The 16,998-nt window shown below is 51.9% G+C and carries 15 protein-coding genes and 1 pseudogene; 5 read left to right on the top strand and 11 right to left on the bottom strand.

Annotation, left to right across the window (positions count from 1 at the left end; genetic code table 11):
* Nucleotides 1–79 (top strand): IS1 family transposase (locus ABOC97_RS20725; RefSeq protein WP_001401901.1); only part of this gene is annotated, 79 nt, incomplete at its 5' end.
* A gap of 17 nt (nt 80–96) precedes the next feature.
* Here ABOC97_RS20725 and ABOC97_RS20730 read toward each other — a convergent pair.
* The 5 genes and pseudogenes from ABOC97_RS20730 to serB form a co-directional block, all read right to left on the bottom strand.
* Nucleotides 97–582 (bottom strand): annotated as a pseudogene (locus ABOC97_RS20730) (ABC transporter ATP-binding protein); the annotation flags it as partial.
* Entirely contained in the window at nt 579–1,355 is a 777-nt protein-coding gene (locus ABOC97_RS20735) for an ABC transporter permease (protein WP_349601490.1), read from the bottom strand. The gene ABOC97_RS20735 and the pseudogene ABOC97_RS20730, both read right to left, overlap by 4 nt.
* Before the next feature lie 473 nt (nt 1,356–1,828).
* Nucleotides 1,829–3,055 carry a multifunctional transcriptional regulator/nicotinamide-nucleotide adenylyltransferase/ribosylnicotinamide kinase NadR gene (gene nadR / locus ABOC97_RS20740; RefSeq protein ID WP_349601390.1) on the bottom strand — a complete coding sequence of 409 codons (1,227 nt, stop codon included), beginning with the start codon at nt 3,053–3,055 and terminating at the stop codon, nt 1,829–1,831.
* A 115-nt stretch (nt 3,056–3,170) separates the two neighbouring features.
* Entirely contained in the window at nt 3,171–4,559 is a 1,389-nt protein-coding gene (gene radA / locus ABOC97_RS20745) for a DNA repair protein RadA (RefSeq protein WP_349601392.1), read from the bottom strand.
* A gap of 10 nt (nt 4,560–4,569) precedes the next feature.
* On the bottom strand, nt 4,570–5,541 hold the full coding sequence (serB, locus tag ABOC97_RS20750; protein WP_349601394.1) for a phosphoserine phosphatase: 972 nt from the start codon (nt 5,539–5,541) through the stop codon (nt 4,570–4,572).
* Nucleotides 5,542–5,645: 104 nt separating this feature from the next.
* Between serB and ABOC97_RS20755 the strand changes: the two genes are divergently transcribed.
* Both ABOC97_RS20755 and lplA read left to right on the top strand, forming a co-directional pair.
* Nucleotides 5,646–6,278: a YtjB family periplasmic protein gene (locus ABOC97_RS20755; RefSeq protein ID WP_349601396.1), complete on the top strand. Its 633-nt coding sequence runs from the start codon at nt 5,646–5,648 to the stop codon at nt 6,276–6,278.
* Between the two features lie 18 nt (nt 6,279–6,296).
* Nucleotides 6,297–7,313, top strand: coding sequence for a lipoate--protein ligase LplA (gene lplA / locus ABOC97_RS20760; protein ID WP_349601398.1), 1,017 nt, complete (start codon nt 6,297–6,299; stop codon nt 7,311–7,313).
* Nucleotides 7,314–7,545: 232 nt separating this feature from the next.
* On the opposite strand, the gene ABOC97_RS20765 is transcribed toward lplA, so the two are convergent.
* From ABOC97_RS20765 to deoC, 5 genes are all read right to left on the bottom strand, one after another.
* Entirely contained in the window at nt 7,546–8,037 is a 492-nt protein-coding gene (locus ABOC97_RS20765; RefSeq protein WP_349601400.1) for an REP-associated tyrosine transposase, read from the bottom strand.
* Nucleotides 8,038–8,522: 485 nt separating this feature from the next.
* Nucleotides 8,523–9,242 (bottom strand): purine-nucleoside phosphorylase, encoded by a 720-nt coding sequence (gene deoD / locus ABOC97_RS20770; protein ID WP_234508154.1) that lies wholly within the window; start codon nt 9,240–9,242, stop codon nt 8,523–8,525.
* A gap of 153 nt (nt 9,243–9,395) precedes the next feature.
* Nucleotides 9,396–10,619, bottom strand: a complete 1,224-nt coding sequence (deoB, locus tag ABOC97_RS20775; protein ID WP_349601402.1) for a phosphopentomutase — start codon at nt 10,617–10,619, stop codon at nt 9,396–9,398.
* Between the two features lie 52 nt (nt 10,620–10,671).
* Nucleotides 10,672–11,994, bottom strand: coding sequence for a thymidine phosphorylase (gene deoA, locus ABOC97_RS20780; protein WP_349601404.1), 1,323 nt, complete (start codon nt 11,992–11,994; stop codon nt 10,672–10,674).
* 176 nt (nt 11,995–12,170) lie between these two features.
* The gene (gene deoC, locus ABOC97_RS20785) at nt 12,171–12,950 is read right to left on the bottom strand and encodes a deoxyribose-phosphate aldolase (protein ID WP_349601406.1); all 780 of its coding nucleotides are present in this window, start codon (nt 12,948–12,950) and stop codon (nt 12,171–12,173) included.
* A gap of 258 nt (nt 12,951–13,208) precedes the next feature.
* On the opposite strand from deoC, the gene ABOC97_RS20790 reads away from it, so the two are divergent.
* Together ABOC97_RS20790 and ABOC97_RS20795 are read left to right on the top strand one after the other, a co-directional pair.
* Complete coding sequence (locus ABOC97_RS20790; protein ID WP_349601408.1) at nt 13,209–14,759, top strand: YjjI family glycine radical enzyme; 1,551 nt, start codon at nt 13,209–13,211, stop codon at nt 14,757–14,759.
* Nucleotides 14,731–15,594: a YjjW family glycine radical enzyme activase gene (locus ABOC97_RS20795; RefSeq protein WP_349601410.1), complete on the top strand. Its 864-nt coding sequence runs from the start codon at nt 14,731–14,733 to the stop codon at nt 15,592–15,594. Before ABOC97_RS20790 ends, ABOC97_RS20795 begins: the two co-directional genes overlap by 29 nt.
* Here the strand turns inward: ABOC97_RS20795 and ABOC97_RS20800 are convergent.
* Nucleotides 15,589–16,866: a NupC/NupG family nucleoside CNT transporter gene (locus tag ABOC97_RS20800; RefSeq protein ID WP_349601412.1), complete on the bottom strand. Its 1,278-nt coding sequence runs from the start codon at nt 16,864–16,866 to the stop codon at nt 15,589–15,591. The genes ABOC97_RS20795 and ABOC97_RS20800 overlap by 6 nt on opposite strands.
* Nucleotides 16,867–16,998: the final 132 nt, after the last annotated feature.

Here is a 16,998-nt window from a genome sequence, read left to right on the forward strand (position 1 = left end):
GTCACTGTCGTTCTCAAAATCGGTGGAGCTGCATGACAAGGTCATCGGGCATTATCTGAACATAAAACACTATCAGTAAGTTGGAGTCATTACCCACTTTTGTTTAAACCGAGCATCACCAACTGCGGTAATTTCATCGACCAAATAGTAATCGAAATGAAAGGCCATGCTAAGACCAAAACCTAGTCTTGATCGCATACCCGAAGAATACGTTTTTATAGGCATATCGAAATATTTACCCAACTCAGAAAATCCTTCAACAAACTTTACTTTATCTGCAAAGTCTTTTTTTTCTGAGTAAAGACGAGCAACAAACTTAACATTATCTCGCCCAGTTAAACTGCCTTGAAACCCGCCAGATAATCCGACAGGCCATGATATAGTTTTATCTGTTATAATCCGTCCACTATCTGGCTGATCAATACCACCAATCATTCTTAATAGCGTCGATTTCCCGGCACCGTTACGACCGATTAAAGCAACACTTTGTCCATCAGGAATATCAATATTCATCCCTTTAAAAACATAGTGTCGCCCTTTTGGGGTTTTATATGATTTAGTTAAATTATCAATCTTTATCATGACGTCAACATCGCCTCTTCGCTGTATTGATAGATAACCAATCCAATAAAAAAAATAAGAATTGATGAGAATGCCAAGTAATTAAGACTAACTCCACCACCATCATATCCAGTGACTATAGACTCACGACTTAACTCAATAACATGAACTAATGGATTCCATGTTACTAATGGCCAATAATCCTTTGGTATAGCATGGAGAGGAAACATTACGGCGGAAATAAAATACAATGGCTTTATAATTATTGGTAGAAACTTTTCAGTTTCAGAGTACATATTACTAACGGTCATAAAGAGGAGACCAATACCGCAGGATAGTAGCACCAAGAATCCCCATGACGTCGCTAGTACTAATATATTTCGCACTGAAAAATCTTCTCCAATGCACCACAATAAACACATTAAGAGCACATAAACAAATATATGAATAATACTTTCTAAACTTGCTCTGGCAATGACCGTATCAATTGGTTTTACTGGTCTATAATTAAAAAGCCCTTGGTTTGCTTCAATTGCACTGATACATCTATTTGTTATATTGCTAAATATAAAAAATGGTATTATCCCATTAATCAGAAAAACAGGAAATGAAATATCAGGCATTGTCCTATGCATAATATATCCAAAGATCCCTACCATCACCAATAGATGCGCCGCAGGCTCCAGTACAGCCCACAGATACCCAAGCCGATACTTCCCAAAGCGGGTTTTTATTTCCCTCATGAATAATGCCTTGATAACCGCCTGCTGTACTTCTAAGCCGCTCCTCGCCATACAACCTCTATTCGTAACTTTATTTTTTGGCATGCTACCGCCCATGGCTCATAGCAACCAGTTCGCTAACAGGGAAAACCTATATTTTGAGGAAATGTTAAAACGGCGAGACACAAATATATTAAATGCTTGTGTTATATATTTCAGCTATTGAAGAGGCCCGAAATATCACTCCATTGAACATTTCAGAAGGCACTTATGCCTTGCAGTATTGTACTCAATATCAAATTATTTCGTAGCCTATATGATTTAGTTAAATTAAAAATATGCTTTAGTTTAACTAAATCATGATAAGAAGCTATTAGAATGGATACGTAATGGAAATGAATAATTCTTTATTAATAAAAATTAAATATTATTAAAACAGATGCAATGCAAACAACAAGCAATCAAAGTGAATATAATAAAGATAAAATAAAAATAGCCAGCGATATATACAAAGGACTTCCCCCTCAGAAAAAGCCCTTATCCGGTCAATCGCCCATCAATTCCCTAACCAATTCCACACAGCGCAGGAACCGCGAGTCGTAATCTGACTCTTCAACATGCACAAACTCAATGTTGTTTTTCTCAAGCATCGATACCAGCAGCGTCTGGAACTCTTTGCGATCAACAGAGCTTCCCAGGCTGCGTAACCCGTCCGCGACCCACGGCGTGTTGTTCTCAAGCAAAATGACCAGATCAAAGCGATATTCATCGATCAGAGCCTGAACAAAGGGATGTTCACGTCCTTCATACTTCTTACAAAATGCCTGCGTACTGACAAAGTCAGTATCAATAAAAGCCACCTTGTTAGCGTACTTCACTGCGAAATCGATATATTGCGCATGGCCAAGAGCGATTTTGTCATAGTCAGAATATTGCAGCGCCATCTCGTCACCGCCAAGATGAGAAAATACATAGTCACGGCCATATTCCCACGCACTGGTGGTGTTGAAGATATTCGCCAGCTTGTTCACCAACGTCGATTTACCGCTAGACTCACCGCCGAGAATCGCCACCGTGCGCACGAAGAACGGCTTTACTTCCGTTGGAATATAATCCCAATAACGGAACGGGTTTTCACGAATCTGCGCACCACTGATATTCATAAACGTACGTTTCGGGTCAATCAGCACCGTTTCAACGCCCAGATGTTCAAGGTACTGCGGTGCATCCGCCTCTTCTGAACTGTAAATCCAGTTAGGCTGAATTCCCTTCTCTTCCATAAAGTTTTTTATCCCCGCGCTCCACACGTCCCAACCATGCGGATACGGTTCCATCCCCTCTTCATTGAAGGCATGAATACGGATATTTTTCTGATATTTGAAAGTCTGTAATAGCCAGCGCAGGCGATCCGATACGGTTGGTTGCTGCGACATCGCGCTCTCTTCAAACAACGCACGGTCACGCGTATCGTCATAACCCATGATGATATGCAGTTCGTCGACCTGGCTACAGGCACGCTGAATAAGATAAATATGCCCCGTATGCAGGGGATAGAATTTACCAAATACCACGCCAATATTTTTCTGCTGACGTGGAAATTCCAGATTCAGAAAGCGATGTAATGCTTCCAGCTTTTGCGCGCTGGGGCTTTTAATTTTGGCGTTCAGAAGCTGGCTTAAATAGCCCTTGGTCATGCCGCTAGCGTCAGCGACCTGCTGTAACGTGCAGCCTTTCTGACGGATTGCGGTTTTAAGATAGTCAAACGACGACACAAGAGCCTCCTGCAAAAAATTGGGGTAAACCATGTACCCATTATACAAAAAACCCGGAAGTACTCACTGTACTATCCGGGCCAATATGTCCGACAATATTTAGCAGCGTCAGAATCTATGAATATAAATCGTCAAATACGCCGAGCGCATCAGAGAGTTTCTTCACGCCAAATACCTGCATCCCTTCCGGAAGTTTCTTCGGTACGTTAGCGGCCGGGACAATCGCCCGACGGAAGCCATGCTTCGCCGCTTCCGAAATACGCTCCTGCCCGCTTGGTACAGGGCGTATTTCACCGGCCAGACCGACTTCACCAAATACCACCAGATCGTGCGGCAGAGGTCTATCGCGCAGGCTGGAGACCATCGCTAGCAACAACGCCAGGTCAGCACTGGTTTCGGTGACTTTCACGCCGCCCACCACATTAACAAACACATCCTGATCCGACATCTGCAGGCCGCCATGACGATGCAGCACCGCCAGTAGAATCGCCAGACGGTTCTGCTCTAGCCCCACGGCTACGCGCCTTGGGTTCGCCATCATCGATTGATCCACCAGCGCCTGAATTTCTACCAACAGCGGTCGCGTTCCTTCCCAAACCACCATCACCGAACTACCGGAAGTCACCTCATCGCCACGGCTTAAGAAGATAGCTGAAGGATTACTAACCTCGCGCAGCCCCTGCTCAGTCATGGCGAAGACACCAAGTTCATTCACCGCGCCAAAACGGTTCTTATGGCTACGCAGGGTACGGAAGCGGGAATCGGCATCGCCATCAAGCAGCACAGAACAGTCGATGCAGTGTTCCAGCACCTTCGGCCCAGCCAGCGAGCCGTCTTTGGTCACGTGGCCAACCATCACAATCGCCACGCCGCGCGTTTTGGCAAAACGCGTCAGATAAGCGGCTGTCTCACGCACCTGCGCGACACTACCCGGCGATGACTGGATATCCGCCATATGCATCACCTGGATGGAGTCAATAACCATCAGCTTCGGCTGCTCTTCCTCAGCAATCAGGCAAATCTGTTCGATGCTGGTTTCCGAAAGCATATTCAGGTTAGCGGTTGGCAGGCCAAGACGGTGCGCACGCATAGCTACCTGCTGCAGCGACTCTTCCCCGGTGACGTACAGCGTTTTCATCTGTTCGCCCAGCTTGCACAGGGTTTGCAGCAACAGCGTCGATTTCCCGGCACCCGGATTACCGCCAATCAGGATGGCGCTGCCAGGCACAACACCGCCGCCCAGTACGCGATCGAACTCTTTAAAACCGGTAGAAAAACGCGGCAGCTCTTCCAGACTAATATCCGACAGCTTTTGCACTTTCGCGACGCCTGCGTTACCCGCGTAACCACTCAGGCGCTCATTACGTGCAACCACAGGAGAAGCCGCAACGCGCACTTCGGTGATGGTATTCCAGGCCTGGCAGGCGCTGCATTGCCCCTGCCAGCGAGGGTAATCCGCACCGCACTCATTACAGACAAATGCGCGTTTAGGAGCTTTCGCCACGTTAACCTCTTTATTTCTGATTCAGGCTGCCGGAGAGGATACAAAATACCCCCATCAAATCGGCATGACGGATAGTGACTTCCGTCTGTTCATTCACTTTTGGCTTAGCATGATACGCAATACCCAGACCGGCCGTTTTGATCATCGGCAGATCGTTCGCACCATCACCGATAGCCACCGTCTGCGCTCGGGAAATATCATGTTTCTCAGCCAGCTCAAGCAGCGTTTTGGCTTTGTACTGCGCATCAACGATATCGCCGACAACTTCACCCGTCAGCTTGCCATCGCGGATACCCAGCTCATTGGCAACCGCTGCGGTCAAACGTAGTTTATCGCGCAGGTATTCAGCAAAGAAGGTGAAACCACCGGAAGCAATCGCCACTTTCCAGCCCAGCGTTTCTAGTTTAAGAACCAGTTGGGTTAACCCCGGCATGAGCGGCAACGTGTCGCGCACCTGGCGCAAAATATTGGCGTCGGCATCTTTAAGCGTTGCCACGCGTTGGCGCAGGCTAGCACTAAAGTCCAATTCACCACGCATCGCGCGCTCGGTCACTTCAGAGACCAGTTCACCGGTCCCCGCCAGCTTGGCAATTTCATCGATGCATTCGATCTGAATCGCCGTGGAATCCATATCCATCACCAGCAGACCCGGCGTACGCAGGTGCGGTATTTTGCCCAACGGAGCCACATCCAGCCCGGCCTCATGCGCCAGGCGCGTGGCTCTAGGCGTTAATGATCCAGCCAGACGAATCACCTGATAGTCTTCAACGCACCAGGCTGCTACGATCACCATAGCCGCACCCAGTTTACGTTGGTAAGTGGTCAGGCGATCTTTGTTGAGGCCGCGGCCATACAGCAGCCAGCCGCTGCGCCCAGCGTGATAATCCAGCGGCATGACTTCATCGCCGCTAAGCGAAAGCGGCAACCCAGGCCACAAGGAGACATCTTCAGGCAGGTCGCACCAGGTCAAACTGTTTGGCATTACAGCTCCAATCTTCTCTATTAAGCCCAGGAAAATAACGCATGAGGCTACCTTGTAACCAGCGCTTCTGGCAACATTAAGCTGTAAATTTTCAAAGGTGGAATATGGTTCGCGCAAAACTGAAATTTCGATTGCATCGCACCGCGATTGTTCTGATATGCCTCGCTCTACTGGTCGCCCTGATGCAGGGTGCGTCCTGGTTCAGTCAACAAAGCCAGAAACAGCGCAATCCTCAGCTCGAAGAACTTGCGAGAACGTTGGCTTATCAGGTCTCGCTGAACCTGGCCCCCATGATGAAAAGCGAAACGCCAGACGAGAAAAAGATCGGCAATTTACTTAAGCAACTCACCGGTAAAAGCCGCATTCTTGATGCTGGGGTTTACGATGAACAAGGCGATCTCATTGCACGCGCTGGCGAACAGGTCGAACTCCGCGATCGTCTGGCGCTGGACGGCAAAAAAGCCGGCAGCTACTTCAACCAGCAGATCGTCGAGCCGATTCAGGGGAAAAATGGCCCGCTGGGTTATCTTCGCCTGACGCTGGACACCCACACCATCGCCACCGAATCCGGACAGGTCGATAACACCACCAATATTTTACGCCTGATGCTGCTGCTATCACTGGCGATTGGCGTGGTGCTGGCCCGCACGCTGCTGCGCGGTAAACGCACACGTTGGCAGCAGTCACCATTCCTGCTCACAGCCAATAAGCCGGTTCAGGACGAAGATAAAGATTAATCAGAAAAGGAAATCGCTATGTCAACGCTGCGCCTGCTGCTTTCAGACTCTCACGATCCATGGTTTAACCTCGCCGTTGAGGAGTGCATTTTTCGCCAGATGCCCGCCACGCAGCGGGTCCTCTTCCTGTGGCGTAATGCCGATACCGTGGTCATCGGCCGGGCGCAGAACCCGTGGAAAGAGTGCAATACCCGGCGTATGGAGGAGGACAACGTTCGTCTGGCACGCCGAAGCAGCGGCGGCGGCGCGGTGTTCCACGATCTCGGGAATACCTGTTTTACCTTTATGGCAGGTAAACCAGAATATGACAAAACCATCTCCACTTCTATTGTGCTGGAAGCGTTGAATTCTCTGGGGATCAGCGCCGAGGCTTCCGGACGTAATGATCTGATCGTCAAAACCGAAGAGGGAGAACGTAAGGTCTCTGGTTCAGCCTATCGCGAAACCAAAGATCGCGGCTTCCACCACGGTACCCTGCTGCTAAATGCCGACCTTAGCCGTCTGGCTAACTATCTCAATCCGGATAAGAAGAAGCTACAGGCTAAGGGGATAACCTCCGTACGCGGCCGCGTGGCGAACCTGGTTGAGCTTTTGCCGGATATCACCCACGAGCAAATTTGTGAGGCCGTTACCGAAGCGTTCTTCCAGCATTACGGCGAGCGCGTCGAGGCGGAGATTATCTCTCCCGATAAAGCGCCGGATCTGCCTAACTTTGCGGAAACCTTCGCTCGCCAGAGTAGCTGGGAGTGGAACTTCGGCCAGGCACCGGCATTTTCACATCTGCTTGATGAGCGCTTCACCTGGGGCGGCGTAGAGCTGCATTTCGACGTGGAGAAAGGGCTAATCACGCGTACGCAGGTGTTTACCGATAGCCTGAACCCCGCACCGCTGGAGGCGCTCGCCGAGCGCTTGCAAGGGTGCCAGTACCGCTCCGACGTGCTACAGCAAACCTGTAAGGCGCTGAAGGTTGATTTTCCGGAGCAGGAAAATGAGCTGCGCGAGCTGTCGGTGTGGATTGCAGGGGCGGTACGGTAAGAGCGGTCTCATCGTTGGATGGCGGCTACGCCTTATCCAACCTACAGGGTTTGTGCGCGGGTTGTTGGATGGCGGCTGCGCCTTATCCAACCTACGGGGTTTGCGCGCGGATTGTTGGATGGCGGCTGCGCCTTATCCAACCTACGGGGTTTGCGCGCGGATTGTTGGATGGCGGCTGCGCCTTATCCAACCTACGGGTTTGTAGGTCTGATAAGCGCAGCGCCATCAGACGTTATTTTCTCTCACCCACCATATACTCGCTGGTATCCCAAGCCCAATCACCAGGGTACATCCCTGCCCGCACATCACGATGAAACGTCGAAAATGGCCAATCCTGGACTCGTTGAACCCAGCCATGTTTGACCGGATTACTATAAATGTAATCGACATGACGCCGATAATCGTCTTCATTACGAATCATATGTTCCCAAAAACGCGACTGCCACACCGCTTGCCGTGGCAACGATTTGGTAAACCGCTTTTTTATTTCCCGCCACCGGGAAGAAAAATCGCAATCGTCTTCCGGTAACGTCCAAATACAATGAATGTGCTCGGGCAAAACAACCCATGCATCAATATTAAAAGGCTTTGCGTTTTTCACCGCACTCACCGCTGCGCGTAAATCCGCAATACGACTTACCAGAAGATCGCTCTGGCGGTTTTTTAGGTTTACCGTAAAAAACCACGTTCCACCATTGATGTAATAGCGACGATAGTTTGGCATTTTGCCTATCTCCATAAACAAAAAATCAAACGTAACGTGGGCAGGATTAATAGCAATGAAGTCAGAGAGTTTTAGGAAGCAGGATCGGGATTTTGCAGAAGGTTTGTGCAGGGTTTTGTTGGATGGCGGCTACGCCTTATCCAACCTACAGGACTAGTGCTCGATTCGTTGGATGGCGGCTGCGCCTTATCCAACCTACAGGATTAGTGCGCGATTCGTTGGATGGTGGCTACGCCTTATCCAACCTACAGGATTAGCGATTCGTTGGATGGTGGCTGCACCTTATCCAACCTACAGGACTAGTGCTCGATTCGTTGGATGGCGGCTACACCTTATCCAACCTACGGGATTAGTGCGCGATTCGTTGGATGGCGGCTACGCTTTATCCAACCTACGGTTTTGTGCGGGTTTGTAGGTCTGATAAGCGAAGCGCCATCAGACGTTATATTAGCCCGGTAAGCATAGCGCTACCGGGCAAACAATACTTACGCTTTATCGCCCAGCAGGACAGATTCCAACGCAATTTTGATCATATCGTTGAACGTCGTCTGACGCTCAGCAGCGGTGGTCTGCTCGTGGGTACGGATATGGTCAGACACGGTGCAGATGGTCAGCGCTTTCGCACCGAACTCAGCCGCAACGCCGTAGATACCAGCAGCTTCCATTTCCACACCTAGGATGCCGTATTTTTCCATCACGTCAAACATGGTTGGGTCCGGGGTATAGAACAGATCTGCAGAGAAGATGTTACCGACGCGAGCATCAACGCCCAGCGCTTTGGCAGCATCAACCGCATCACGCACCATGCCGTAGTCAGCAATAGCCGCGAAATCGTGATCTTTGAAACGCAGACGGTTTACTTTGGAATCGGTGCACGCACCCATGCCGATAACCACATCACGCAGTTTCACGTCAGCGCGAACTGCGCCACAGGAACCCACACGAATGATTTTCTTCACGCCAAAGTCGGTGATCAGCTCTTTGGTGTAGATAGAGCAGGATGGGATACCCATACCGTGGCCCATCACGGAAATTTTACGGCCTTTGTAAGTACCGGTGAAACCTAACATGCCGCGAACGTTGTTTACTTCACGAACATCTTCGAGGAAAGTCTCAGCAATGTGCTTAGCACGCAGCGGGTCGCCTGGCATCAAAACTACGTCAGCGAAATCACCCATTTCTGCGTTAATGTGTGGAGTTGCCATCAATTTATCCTTATTAAAATTGAGAAGAATACCCTAAGAGTTTCGCGTTGTAGGAAGGCGACGAATTCGTGAATCCCCGGAAGCATAGATTCACTATGTGACCGGGGTGAGCGAATGAAGTCAACGCATCTACAGCGCGAAAGACAACGGGTATCACAGCATGTTTTTACCGTACGACATTGGTGAGGTACCGAAGTAGCTCGCCAGCGTCTGGCCGATATCCGCGAAGGTTTCACGGTGTCCCAAAGAGCCCGCTTTCACTTTCGGGCCGTACACCAGCACCGGAATATGCTCACGGGTGTGGTCAGTACCTGGCCAGCTTGGATCACAGCCGTGGTCGGCGGTCAGGATCAGAATGTCATCCTCACCCACCAGCTCCATCAGCTCAGGCAGACGGCGGTCGAACAGCTCAAGACCGGCAGCATAGCCCGCGATATCGCGACGGTGGCCCCAGGAAGAGTCGAAATCCACGAAGTTAGTGAAGACAATGGTCTCGTCACCGGCTTCTTTCATCTCTTTGATAGTGGCGTCGAACAGCGCATCCAGGCCGGTAGCTTTCACTTTTTTAGTGATACCGCAGTTGGCGTAGATATCGGCAATTTTACCGACAGAAACCACGTGCCCGTGTTTTTCATCAACCAGTTTCTGCAGAACGGTCGCGGCTGGCGGTTCAACGGCCAGATCGTGACGGTTGCCGGTACGCTGGAAGTTACCCGCTTTGTCGCCCACAAACGGACGCGCGATCACACGACCAATGTTGTAGCCGCCTTCGGTCAGCTCTTCACGGGCGATTTCACACAGCTCGTAAAGTTTATCCAGACCGTAGGTCTCTTCGTGACAGGCAATCTGGAACACGGAGTCAGCGGAGGTATAGAAAATCGGCTTACCGGTTTTCATATGCTCTTCACCCAGTTCGTCCAGGATAACCGTACCGGAAGAGTGACAGTTACCGAGATAACCCGGAAGATTGGCACGCTTAACCAGTTTATCCAGCAGCTCCTGCGGGAAGCTGTTCTGATGTTCGCTGAAATAGCCCCAGTCGAACAGAACCGGCACACCGGCAATTTCCCAGTGGCCTGACGGGGTATCTTTACCGGAAGAGAGCTCATGCGCCCAACCGTACGCGCCAATAACTTCCGCGTTGCCGTCCATGCCGGCGGCAATTTTACCGGTTGAACCTTCATGCGCTTTCACCAGACCCAGACGAGTCAGATTAGGCAAATTCAGCGGGCCCTTACGACCTTTGTCAGCCTCGCCTTTGGCGCAGGCTTCTGCAATGTGGCCCATGGTATCTGCGCCGACATCACCAAAGCGGTCAGCGTCTTCCGTTGCACCAATTCCAAAGGAGTCCAGCACCATAATAAATGCACGTTTCATCTTGTTCTCCATACATCTTGCGCTGCAAAAAAGCGATCAGATCAGTATATAACTATTCGGTGATGCGACGATAGACGGTCGGCGTAATTTCAGGCGCTTTGTCGTCCAGTTTAATTGCCGCTTTGACGGCTTTCGCCGCGTCCTGCCAGCTGGCTTCGTCTTTCGCGTGGATGATTGCCAGCGGACGTTGTCCGTCAACGCTGTCGCCCAGACGCGCCATGTCGGTGAAACCGACGCTGTAATCAATGGTGTCAGATGCCTGACGGCGACCGCCACCCATCGAAACCACTGCCATTCCCAGTGCACGGGTGTCCATCGCGCTAACAAAACCTTCGGTATCAGCATAGACTGCTTTGCTGAGCATCGCCGTTGGCAGATATTTCGCATAGTTTTCAACGAAATCAGTCGGGCCTTTTTGCGCCGCGACCATACGCCCAAAGATATCTGCCGCTTTACCGTTATCCAGTACCGCCTGCAGCTTAGCGCGCGCTTCGGCATCATCCTTCGCCAGTTTGCCGGAAATCAGCATTTCCACGCACAGCGCCATGGTGACGTCAAACAGACGTGGATTACGGTATTCGCCGGTCAGGAACTGCACCGCTTCGCGTACTTCAACGGCGTTACCGGCGCTGGATGCCAGCACCTGATTCATGTCGGTCAGCAATGCGGTGGTCCGCACTCCCGCACCGTTAGAAACGCCGACGACAGCTTCGGCCAGCGCCGCAGACAGCTCATAGGTTGGCATAAAGGCGCCGCTACCCACTTTCACATCCATCACCAGCGCATCCAGGCCTTCGGCCAGTTTTTTAGCCAGAATAGAGGCGGTAATCAGCGGGATTGAGTCCACGGTCGCGGTAATATCGCGGGTGGCATAAAAACGTTTGTCCGCCGGTGCCAGCGAGCTGGTTTGCCCAATAATCGCTACACCCACGTCTTTAATAATTTCGCGGAAACGGTTGTCGTCCGGGAAGATGTCGAAGCCCGGAATCGCTTCCAGTTTGTCGAGCGTACCGCCGGTATGGCCAAGGCCGCGACCGGAGATCATCGGAATATAGCCGCCGCAGGCTGCAACCATCGGGCCAAGCATCAGAGAAGTAACGTCACCGACGCCGCCGGTGGAGTGCTTGTCGACAATTGGGCCGTTCAGATTGAGGCTTTTCCAGTCCAGGACGGTGCCCGAATCCCGCATCGCCATGGTCAGCGAGACACGCTCCGGCATGCTCATATCATGGAAGAAAATGGTCATCGCCAGGGCTGCAATTTGCCCTTCAGAGATGGTGTTATCGCGAATACCGTTGATAAAGAAACGAATTTCCTCATCACTCAGTGCCTGACCATCACGTTTTTTACGAATAATTTCTTGAGCGAGAAACAAGGTACCCTCCTATGAAGTTAATAGCGAGGCTGGGGTGTTAACCCTCATCCTGGCCCTCTCCCGACCCGAGAGAGGGAAGCGCATGACATGATTTGTTGTCATCACGTTACCCGGTTTTCACCCTCTCCATCCGAGGAGAGGGTTAGGGTGAGGGTGCACCCGTCGGTCATAAAGACTTAGTAGCTGCTTGCGCTTTTACCGTCGCCGTGGCCCAGCGCTTTCAGCAGGCTTGCCAGCAGGGAAGATGCGCCAAAACGGTAGTGACGGGAGTCAGCCCAATCAGCGCCAAACAGTTCGTCAGCGATGGACAGGAACAGCTGCGCGTCTTCTGCGGTACGAACGCCGCCCGCTGGTTTGAAGCCCACGGTTTTTTCTACGCCCATATCACGAATCACTTCCATCATGATGCGCGCGCTTTCCGGGGTAGCGTTGACCGGCACTTTACCGGTAGAGGTTTTAATGAAATCAGCGCCAGCGTTGATAGAGATTTCAGATGCTTTACGAATCAGCGCTTCTTCTTTCAGCTCGCCGGTTTCGATGATCACTTTCAACAGCACGTTAGCCGCCGCACAGGCCTCTTTACAGGCTTTAACCAGATCAAAACCGACCTGCTCGTTGCCCGCAATCAGCGCACGGTATGGGAATACCACGTCAACTTCGTCAGCACCGTAGGCGATAGCCGCGCGGGTTTCTGCCAGCGCAATATCAATGTCGTCGTTACCGTGCGGGAAGTTGGTGACGGTGGCGATACGGATGTTCGGCGTACCCTGCTCGTTCAGCGTTTTACGCGCAATCGGAATGAAACGCGGATAGATGCAGACCGCGGCAGTGTTGCCAACCGGCGTTTTTGCCTGATGACACAGGGCGATCACTTTCGCATCGGTGTCGTCTTCATTCAGGGTAGTTAAGTCCATCAACTGCAGCGCACGCAGGCTGCTTGCCTTTAAATCAGTCATTTTTCTCTCCGACGGCACTGTGCCGTGTAAATCGTTACCTTGCGGGTCTGTGACTATTGTAACACTGCCCCGCGCTCACACTTCGACTTTCATCACACTTAGTGAAAACTTCGTACAAATTTGCATTACAACAACGCGACACACTTCAAACTTTAGCCGTAAAGGTGCGAATAAAAACGCCCATTCAGCCGCTGGGATCAAAGGATCGCCGCATCGCTTTTCATACACTTCTCGCATCGCTCGTCTGAGGAACCGAACATGCCAACATCGATTGATTCACCGCTGCTGCAACACTGCCAGCAAATTGTGACAAGCTCCGTATTAACCCCAGAACAGAAACGCCATTTTCTGGCCTTAGAAGCCGAAAACGCCTTACCGTACCCTGAGATTTCAGAGGTCGCTCAGGCTGCGCTAGCCGACGGCGTTATCTGCGATATGTTTGAAGGACACGCGCCTTATAAACCGCGCTACGTCCTGCCGGACTACGCTCGCTTCCTGGCAAACGGCTCCGAGTGGCTGGAGCTGGAAGGTGCGCAGGATCTGGATGACGCGCTTTCACTGCTCACCATCCTGTATCATCACGTCCCTTCCGTCACCGCGATGCCGGTCTATCTCGGTCATCTTGATGAGCTGCTGTCACCGTATGTTAGAATTCTAACACAAGATGAAATCGATATTCGAATAAAACGTTTCTGGCGCTATCTCTATCGCACGCTGCCGGATGCCTTCACCCACGTCAACATTGGGCCACACGACACGCCTATCACCCGCGCCGTTTTACGCGCAGAAGCCGAACTGAAGCAGGTTGCGCCGAATCTAACCTTTATCTACGATCCGGAAATCACGCCTGACGATTTGCTGCTTCAAGTGGCACAAAATATTTGCGAGTGCAGTAAACCGCATATTGCTAACGGCCCACTGAATGATAAAATTTTCACAAAAGGTCAATATGGCATCGTCAGCTGTTACAACTCACTGCCGGTCGCAGGCGGCGGAAGCACGCTAGTACGCATGAATTTGCAGCAGGTTGCCCTGCGTAGCCGCTCTATCGATGATTTTTTCAGCCACCAGTTACCGCACTACTGCCAGCTACAAACCGACATCATTGATGCGCGCTGCCGTTTCCTCTATGAGCAATCTCACTTCTTTGAGAATAGCTTCCTGGTGAGCGAAGGGTTGATCGACCCGGACCGATTTGTCCCGATGTTTGGCATCTATTCGCTGGCTGAAGCCGTCAACGTTTTGTGTGAGCGTGAAGGCATCGCGGCTCGCTACGGCAAGGACGAACAGGCTAACCAGCTTGCCTATCGTATCAGCGCCGAGCTGGCAGATTTCGTCGCCCGCACGCCGGTCCAGTACGGCTGGCAGCAGCGTGCGTTACTGCATGCGCAGTCGGGGATCAGTTCGGATATAGGCACCACACCGGGCGCACGTCTGCCTTACGGCGACGAGCCTGACCCAATAACCCATCTGCTCGCCGTGGCACCACACCACGCGCACTATGCGGCGGGGATCAGTGACATCCTGACCCTTGATGAAACGGTGAAGCGTAACCCGCAGGCCGTTATGCAGCTGTGTTTGGGCGCGTTCAAAGTCGGGATGCGCGAGTTCAGCGCTAACGTCAGCGGCAACGATTTGGTGCGCGTCACCGGCTATATGGTGCGCCTGTCCGATCTGGAGAAATATCGTGCGGAAGGTTCTCGTACCAATACCACATGGTTAGGTGAAGAGGCCGCCCGCAACACTCGCATCCTGGAACGTCAACCTCGTGTAGTAAGCCATGAACAACAGATGCGCTTTAGTCAGTAAAATTATCCCCTTTTCCTGCGTCGACGGGCCGGGCAGCCGCCTGGCCCTGTTCTTGCAGGGCTGCAATCTGCGCTGCAAGAATTGCCACAACCCGTGGACCATGGGGCGCTGCAACGACTGCGGCGAGTGCGTTCCCCAGTGCCCCCATCAGGCTCTGAGCTTGAGTGAAGGGAAAGTGCAGTGGCAATCGGATGTCTGCCAGCAGTGTGATACCTGTCTGCATCTGTGTCCGCAGCAGGCCACGCCCATGGCACAGGTCATGAGCGTGGAACAGATTATCCAGCAGATAAATAAAGTCGCGCCGTTTATTGAGGGTATTACCGTTAGCGGCGGCGAGGCCACCACCCAGCTACCGTTTATCTGCGCGCTGTTCCAGCGCATCAAGGAAACGCCCGAACTCAGGCACCTGACGTGTCTGGTCAATAGCAACGGCGAATTACCGATAACCGGCTGGGAGAAACTGCGCCCGGTATGCGATGGCGTGATGGTGGATTTAAAATCATGGGATAACGGTGCGCACCTTGCGCTGACAGGAAAGGGCAATATGCGGATTAAACAAAGTATCCAATGGCTGGCGCAGCAAAGGATGCTGAGCGAGCTGCGGCTGCTGGTGATCCCGGGGCAAACGGATTATGTGCAGGAATCTGAAGCGTTAAGCGCCTTTATCAGTGAACTGGGGGACATTCCCGTCCGTCTAAATGCATTTCACGCGCACGGTGTTTACGGGGAAGCAAAGTCATGGCGTAGCGCCGGGCCGCAGGACGTTGAGGCCGTCAGCCTGGCGCTGCAGGCCAGAGGAATAACAAGGATTATCCCTCCGGCACTGTACTTATAGGGCGAGGAATACGCCGGCAATGGTGGCGCTCATCAGGTTAGAGAGCGTCCCTGCAGCCACGGCTTTCAGGCCCAACTGCGCGATTTCCTGACGGCGATTAGGCGCCATGCTGCCCAGCCCACCGATAAGAATCGCAATCGAGGAAAGGTTAGCAAAACCACAGAGCGCGAAAGAGATAATCGCTTTGGTGTGGTTGGAAATCACCTGTAGCCCGGCAGCGGCGACGTCCGCATCGGCCTTCAGGTATTCACCGAAGTTCATGTAAGCCACGAATTCGTTGATAACCAGCTTCTGACCGATAAAGGAGCCCGCTACCGTCGCTTCGCTCCACGGCACGCCAATCACCCACGCCAGCGGTGAGAAGACCCATCCCAGAATCAACTGCAATGACAGGTCCGGATAGTTAAACCAGCCGCCAACGCCGGAAAGAATACCGTTCAGCAGAGCAATCAGCGCGATAAATGCCAGCAGCATTGCCCCAACGTTTAGCGCCAGCTGCATCCCTGAAGCCGCACCCGATGCCGCAGCGTCCAGCACGTTTGCCGGTGCGTCCGCATCTTTTTGATTGTTTTCAAGCGAGGGTGAATCATGCGGCGTTTCCGTTTCCGGCACGATGATTTTGGCAAACAGCAGCCCACCCGGTGCCGCCATAAACGAAGCCGCAATCAGGTACTCCAGCGGGACACCCATCTGCGCGTATCCCGCCAGCACGGAGCCGGCCACCGACGCGAGGCCGCCGCACATCACGGCAAACAGCTCAGAACGGGTCATGGTCGCAATGTACGGGCGCACCACCAATGGTGCTTCCGTCTGGCCAACGAAGATATTCGCCGTGGCCGAGAGCGATTCCGTCCGTGAGGTTTTCAGTACCGCACGCAGCGCGCCGCCCAAAATACGAATCACGAACTGCATAATGCCGAGGTAGTACAACACGGCAATCAGCGAGGAGAAGAAGACGATAACCGGCAGGACGCGCAGCGCAAACACAAAGCCGCCGCCGCCAAAGACTTCAAACATTTTGTCGGAGACCAGGCCACCGAAGAGGAAGCCAATCCCTTCGTTACCATAGGCAATCACGTTGGCGACGCCTTCCGACATGGCCAGCAGCACTTTACGCCCGGCGGGAACATAGAGAATTAACGCGCCGATAGCGACCTGTAAAAGCCAGGCACCCAGCACGGTTCGGAGATTAATCGCTTTACGATTACTGGAAAGCAGCAAGGCGATGGCAAGTAGCACCACCATGCCAATAAGTCCCATGAGGATTTGCATACAGAGTCCCTGTGTATTGAAAAACATGATAATTACGGCAGAACAACGCGGCGATTATAACGTCACGAAATTATCTTGTTCGCGCAAAGTCACAGGTTTAGCGCAAGAGAAACGGGTTAATAATTGATAATG

Origin of the sequence: Kluyvera huaxiensis (assembly GCF_040149365.1) — a bacterium.
Classification (GTDB): domain Bacteria; phylum Pseudomonadota; class Gammaproteobacteria; order Enterobacterales; family Enterobacteriaceae; genus Kluyvera; species Kluyvera intermedia_A.